Here is a 5,426-nt window from a genome sequence, read left to right as displayed (position 1 = left end):
CGTGCCCTTCGGCCGCCGCCCGCCCGCGGGGGTGCTGCCCGCCGCCCTCGCCCAGACGCCAGCCGGCGGCGGAGGCCCCGCCGTGTTGCGGATGGACGGCAAGGCGGCGCTGGTGGTGCTCGGCGAGCGGCCGCTGGTCGCGGAAACACCGGAAACGCTGTTGGCCGACGACGTGACGCCGGCGGACAAGATGTGCATCCGCAACAACGGCGGCATTCCGGACGCCGTCCCCGACCCTCGCGCCTGGAAATTCCGGATTGAGGGCGAGGTGGAACGGCCCTTGGAAGTGGCCGTCGGCGATCTGGAGGGCGGGCGCTTCCCGATCGTCACGCGGCGGCTGCAACTGGAGTGCGGCGGCAACGGGCGCTCCTTCTTCGCGCCGGATGCGCGCGGCAACCAGTGGGGCAACGGCGGCGTCTCCTGCGGCGAGTGGAACGGCGCGAACCCGATCAGCCGCGCGGCGGTGCTGGTGGGGTGAGCGGCGCGCGCGCCCTGGCCGCGGCGGCGCTGCTCTCGCTCGCCCTTTCGGCGATGGCCGCGCACGCCCAGGAAACGCCGGCGGCGCTGCCCGAGGCGCCGGGGCGCGAGGAGACGTTCCACACCTGCGTCGCCTGCCACGGCACGGCGGTGATCAGCCGCTCCCGCCTGTCGCGCGAAGGCTGGGACGAATTGATGGACTGGATGACCGAGAAGCACGGCATGCCGCGGTTGGAAGGCGAAGAGCGGCGCGTGATCGTGGACTACCTCGCGCGCGTGTTCCCGCCAGGGACGCAGCGGCGCGGCGGCAACCCGTTCCTGACGCGGTAGGCGTCACGCCGCCGGCAGCAGCGCCTCCAGCGCGGCGGGGAGCGCGGCGAAGGCGTCCACGACCGCGTCCGCGCCGAGTTCCTCCACCGGGACCGCGGTGTAGCCGCCCCGCACCAGCACCACGGGCAGGCCGGCCGCGCGGGCGGTGAGCGCGTCCGTCCCGCTGTCACCGACGAACACCGCCGACGCGGCGGGCACGCCCAGCCGGGTTAGCGCCATCAGCAGCGGGGCCGGGTGCGGCTTGCGCTCCGGCGCCGCGTCGCCGCCCACCACCGCGCCGAACCGCGGGGCGAGGCCGAGGGCGTCCAGCAGCCGGGCCGCCAGCGCCGTCGGCTTGTTGGTGCAGACGCCCAAGCGCCAGCCCGCGGCGGCGAGCGCGTCCAGCGTTTCCGGCACGTCGGAGTAAGGGCGTGTCAGCGTGGACAGGTCTTCGGCGTAGAAGGCGAGGAAGCGCTCCACCCAGCGCGGCAGCGCGGCCATGTCGAGCGGCGCGCCGGCGGCGGCGAAGCCGCGCTCCACCAGCCGCTCGACGCCATGGCCGACCATGCGCGCCACCGCCTCCGTGGCGTGCGGCCGCAGCCCGGCTTCGGCCAGGGTGCGGTTCAGCGCGGCGGCCAAGTCCGGCACGCTGTCCGCCAGCGTGCCGTCGAGGTCGAAGACGGCGGCCCGGGCGGGTGCGGGACTCAGGGCCGGACCGCCCGCAGCACGGCCAGCGCCAGCGCGGTCTTCACCAGCGTGGCCGGCAGGAACACGAGGAAGCCGGCGGCGAAGGCCCGCTCCCAGCCGACGAATCCCGAGAGCCACGCGACGCCGGGGACGAACAGCAGCAGGTGCGCGGCGAGCAGCACGGCGCCTTGGCGCCACAGCGGCCCCCTCCCCGCCCGCCCCGCGAGCCACACGGCGGGCAAGAAGCCGAGCAGATAGCCGCCGGTCGGCCCGGCCAGCGCCGCCGGCCCGGCGTTGCCGCCGGCGAAGACCGGCAGGCCGAGCGCGCCTTCCAGCAGGTACAGCGCGACCGCCGCCGTCCCGAGCCGCGCGCCGCCCAGCGCGCCGAGCAGCAGCACGGCGAGGCTCTGCAAGGTCGCCGGCACCGGCCACGCGGGCAGGACCACCTGCGCGCTCGCTGCCAGCACCGCCGAGCCGAGCAGGGCGAGGCCCCAGAAGCGGACGAAGGCGCGGCGGCGCGAGCCGGCGGGGAGGGCCAGGCTCATGCGGGAGGGCTCCGGTTTGTCGGGCGGCGCCTCTCTCACGCCGGCGCGGCGGCGGCAAGGTCGAGCAGGCGCCGCATCACCGTCGGCATGGCCGCGCCGGCCTCCGCCAAGGGGCGCGCCTCGGTGCCTTCGGGCGGCGCCAGGGCCGGCACCTCGGCCGCGAACAAGGCCATCTCCAGCTCGAAATGCGTGAAGCCGTGCCGCGCCACGCCAGGCACGCGCCGCCAGTCCGGGCCCGGCGGCACGGGCGCGAAGGCCAGCGCCTCCGCGTCCTCCCACGGCGCTTCACGCCAGGGCGTGCCGGGCAGTTCCAGCATCCCGCCCAGGAGGCCGCTCGGCGGGCGGCGGCGGAGCAGCACGTTCCTCGCCCCGTCCGTCAGCAGGAAGTGCGCGCCGTGGCGGAGCGGCCGCGCGGCCTTCGGCGCCTTGCGCGGCAAGGTGGCCTGGACGCCGCGCCGCTGCGCTTCGCACTCCCCGCGCCAAGGGCAGAGCGCGCATGCGGGGTTGCGCGCGGTGCAGATGGTGGCGCCGAGGTCGAACAGCGCCTGCGCGAAGTCGCCGGGCCGCGCGCGGGCCGCCGGGTCGGCCATGAAGCCCTGCGCCAGCGCGTCCAGGCGCGGGCGGGCGCCGGGCAGCGGCTCCTCCACCGCACGCAGCCGCGCCACGACTCGTTCGACGTTGGCGTCGAGCGGCACGACGGGTTGGTCGAAGGCGATGGCGGCGACGGCCGCCGCCGTGTAGGCGCCGACTCCGGGCAGCGCCCGCAACCCCTCCACGTCGCGCGGAAAGGCGCCGCCCGCCGCAGCCACGGCGCGGGCGCAGGCGTGGAGGTTGCGGGCGCGGGCGTAGTAGCCGAGGCCCGCCCACTCCTCCATCACCGCCGATTCGGGCGCCGCCGCCAGCGCGTGGATGTCCGGGAATCGTTGGAGAAAGCGCCGGAAGCGCGGGCCGGCCGCCGCCGCCGTGGTCTGTTGGAGCATGACCTCGGAGAGCCAGATGCGGTATGGATCGGAGTCGTCTCCCCTCCACGGCAAGGTGCGGCGGTGGCGGTCGTACCAAGCCAGCAGGGCGGCGGCGGGGGGCAGGGTCGGGGGCATCGCATGGCGGCAGATGGCGAGGACCGGCGCTTTTTCGGAGGGCCGCGGGCGCTGGGCGCCCTCTTGCCGCGGCTGACGCGCCCCGCCTTCAAGCGCCGCAGCCCGGCCGGCGCCGCCCTGATGGCCGATTGGCCGGAGGTGGTGGGGCCGGCTCTGGCCGCCGTGACTTCGCCGAAACGGCTCGGCAACGGGACGTTGGTGATCGCCTGCGCCGGGCCGGTGGCGATGGAGCTGACGCACCTCGCGCCGCAGCTCATCGGCCGCATCAACGCGCATCTGGGGCAAGCGGCGGTGGAGCGGCTGCGCTTCGTTCAGCAGGCCCCCGGCGCCGCCCCGCCGCCAGCGCCCCGCCGGCCCGAACCGGCCGCCCTTCCCCCGCGGGTGCGGGACGCGATGGCCGCGGTCCCCGAGGGTGAGTTGCGGGAAGCGCTGGAAAAACTCGCGCAAGGCGTTTATCGGGACCGTCAACGACGCGCTTGATTCGCGCGGCATCGCAACGAACGGAGGCCGCATGACGCGCCCATCCCGCCGCTCCTTCCTCGCCGCCACCGGCGCCGCGATCCTCGCCGGCCCCGCCTTCGCGCAACAGGCCGCCGACCCGCGTTTGTCCGAACGCGCCATCGGCCGCGCGGGCGCGCCGGTGCGGGTGCTGGAATACTTCTCCCTCACCTGCGGCCACTGCGCCGCCTTCCACCGCGACACCTTGCCGCAGGTGAAGCAGAAGCTGGTGGAGCCGGGCACGGTGCGGCTCGTGTACCGCGACTTCCCGCTGGACCGCTTGGCGCTGGCCGCCGCCGCGGTGGCCCGCTCGATGCCGGCCGAGCGCTACGAGCCCTTCATCGGCGCCCTGCTCCTCTCGCAGGACCGCTGGGCCTTCACCCGCAGCGCCGACCCGATGGAGGAGCTGGCGAAGATGGCGGCGCTGGCCGGGATGCCGCGCCCGCGGTTCGACGCCGCGGTGCGCGACGAGGCGCTGGCACGCGCCATCCTGGAAGGCAGGCAGGCGGCGGAGCGCGAGTACGGCGTCAGCGCCACGCCGTCCTTCGTGTTCGGGCCGGATGGGAAGAGCAAGACCCAGTCCGGCGCGGTGGGCTTCGAGCGGTTCCAGCAGCTCGTGGACGAGGCCGGGAAGGCTTGAGCGACGCGGCGGGGGCGGCGGCGGACGAGGCGGCGGCCCCGCCCGCCGAGGAGCAGGGGCCGCCGGATCGCGCCCCGCTGCGCGCCACCCTCGCCCGCATCCGCATCGCCGGCTTCAAGAGCTTCGCCGACGCCACCGCGGTCGAGGTGATGCCCGGCCTGACCGGCATCGTCGGCCCCAACGGCTGCGGCAAGTCCAACGTGGTGGAGGCGCTGCGCTGGGCCATGGGCGAGACCTCCGCCCGCTCCATGCGCGGCGGCGAGATGGAGGACGTGATCTTCGCCGGCACGTCGCTCCGCCCGGGGCGCAACATCGCCGAGGTCTCGCTGTTCCTCGAAGAGGCGGAAGGCCTCGCGCCGCCGCCGCACGCCGACGCGCCGGAGCTGGAGATCGTGCGCCGCATCGCCCGCGGCGAGGGCAGCTCCTTCCGCGTCAACGGCCGCGAGGTCCGGGCGCGCGACGTGCAGACCATGTTCGCCGACCTCGGCAGCGGCGCCCGCGCCTCCGCCATGGTCAGCCAGGGCAAGGTCGCCGCCATGATCGGCGCCAAGCCGGAGGAGCGGCGGCAGGTGCTGGAGGAGGCCGCCGGCATCTCCGGCCTCCGCGCCCGCCGGCACGAGGCGGAGCTGAAGCTGCGCCAGGCCGAGGCCAACCTCACCCGCTCCGAGGATCTGCTCAACACCCTCGACGCCCAGCGCGGCTCGTTGCAGAAGCAGGCGCGGCAGGCCAACCGCTACCGCAATTTGTCCGGATTGGTCCGCGCCGCCGAAGCCGAATGGCTTTCCGTGCTGCGCGCGCGGGCCGGCGCGGCGCTGGACGCGGCGCGCTCGGCGCTCGAAGCCGCGCAGGCCGCAACCAAGCGCGCGGAAACCGGGGCGGAAGCGGCGGCGGTTCGCGCCTTCGAGGCGGAGAAGGCGGTACCGGCGCCGCGCGAGGCGGAGGCCGCGGCCCGCACCGCGCTGGAGCGGCAGCGCGTGGAAAGCGAGGGGCTGGAGGCGGAGGAGCGCCGCGCGGCGGACGCCCTCGACGCCGCCGCCGGGCGCGTGGAGCGGATGGAGGACGACCTCGGCCACGCCGAGAAGCTGGCCGCCGACGCCGAAGCGGCCGAGCGGCGCCTCGAAGCCGAGGACCGCGCCCTGAACGCGGCCGAGTTCGACCTGCCCGACCGCTTGG

Annotated in this window: 8 protein-coding genes; 5 read left to right on the top strand and 3 right to left on the bottom strand. The window is 76.0% G+C overall.

Annotated features, from left to right (window positions below; all coding sequences use genetic code 11):
• Together ABD067_RS12585 and ABD067_RS12580 are read left to right on the top strand one after the other, a co-directional pair.
• Positions 1-478 (top strand): molybdopterin-dependent oxidoreductase (locus ABD067_RS12585; protein WP_343895650.1); only part of this gene is annotated, 478 nt, incomplete at its 5' end.
• Positions 475-807, top strand: coding sequence for a hypothetical protein (locus ABD067_RS12580; protein ID WP_343895649.1), 333 nt, complete (start codon positions 475-477; stop codon positions 805-807). The genes ABD067_RS12585 and ABD067_RS12580, both read left to right, overlap by 4 nt.
• A gap of 3 nt (positions 808-810) precedes the next feature.
• Here ABD067_RS12580 and gph read toward each other — a convergent pair whose 3' ends face one another.
• The 3 genes from gph to ABD067_RS12565 are packed head-to-tail and all read right to left on the bottom strand — an operon-like array spanning position 811 to position 3,115.
• The gene (gene gph / locus ABD067_RS12575) at positions 811-1,494 is read right to left on the bottom strand and encodes a phosphoglycolate phosphatase (protein WP_343895651.1); all 684 of its coding nucleotides are present in this window, start codon (positions 1,492-1,494) and stop codon (positions 811-813) included.
• Positions 1,491-2,018: a biotin transporter BioY gene (locus tag ABD067_RS12570; protein ID WP_343895648.1), complete on the bottom strand. Its 528-nt coding sequence runs from the start codon at positions 2,016-2,018 to the stop codon at positions 1,491-1,493. Before ABD067_RS12570 ends, gph begins: the two co-directional genes overlap by 4 nt.
• Before the next feature lie 35 nt (positions 2,019-2,053).
• A complete protein-coding gene (locus tag ABD067_RS12565) occupies positions 2,054-3,115 on the bottom strand; it encodes an A/G-specific adenine glycosylase (RefSeq protein WP_343895647.1) in 1,062 nt (353 codons plus the stop codon).
• 3 nt (positions 3,116-3,118) lie between these two features.
• Between ABD067_RS12565 and ABD067_RS12560 the strand changes: the two genes are divergently transcribed.
• The 3 genes from ABD067_RS12560 to ABD067_RS12550 form a co-directional block, all read left to right on the top strand.
• Positions 3,119-3,595 carry a DUF721 domain-containing protein gene (locus tag ABD067_RS12560; RefSeq protein ID WP_343895646.1) on the top strand — a complete coding sequence of 159 codons (477 nt, stop codon included), beginning with the start codon at positions 3,119-3,121 and terminating at the stop codon, positions 3,593-3,595.
• A 31-nt stretch (positions 3,596-3,626) separates the two neighbouring features.
• The gene (locus ABD067_RS12555; RefSeq protein WP_343895645.1) at positions 3,627-4,253 is read left to right on the top strand and encodes a DsbA family protein; all 627 of its coding nucleotides are present in this window, start codon (positions 3,627-3,629) and stop codon (positions 4,251-4,253) included.
• Positions 4,250-5,426: AAA family ATPase (locus ABD067_RS12550; RefSeq protein ID WP_343895644.1), on the top strand; the 1,177-nt coding region annotated here is incomplete at its 3' end. The genes ABD067_RS12555 and ABD067_RS12550, both read left to right, overlap by 4 nt.

It is taken from the genome of Craurococcus roseus (assembly GCF_039523795.1).
Taxonomy (GTDB): domain Bacteria; phylum Pseudomonadota; class Alphaproteobacteria; order Acetobacterales; family Acetobacteraceae; genus Craurococcus; species Craurococcus roseus.
Note: the sequence above shows the minus strand (reverse complement) of the source record. Positions and strands in the feature narration are given on the sequence as shown.

Bases quoted from the DNA above. Each gene is read 5' to 3' on its own strand.
- ABD067_RS12570 (WP_343895648.1), bottom strand. From the start codon at position 2,018: ATGAGCCTGGCCCTCCCCGCCGGCTCGCGCCGCCGCGCCTTCGTCCGC.
- ABD067_RS12565 (WP_343895647.1), bottom strand. From the start codon at position 3,115: ATGCCCCCGACCCTGCCCCCCGCCGCCGCCCTGCTGGCTTGGTACGAC.
- ABD067_RS12560 (WP_343895646.1), top strand. From the start codon at position 3,119: ATGGCGGCAGATGGCGAGGACCGGCGCTTTTTCGGAGGGCCGCGGGCG.
- ABD067_RS12555 (WP_343895645.1), top strand. From the start codon at position 3,627: ATGACGCGCCCATCCCGCCGCTCCTTCCTCGCCGCCACCGGCGCCGCG.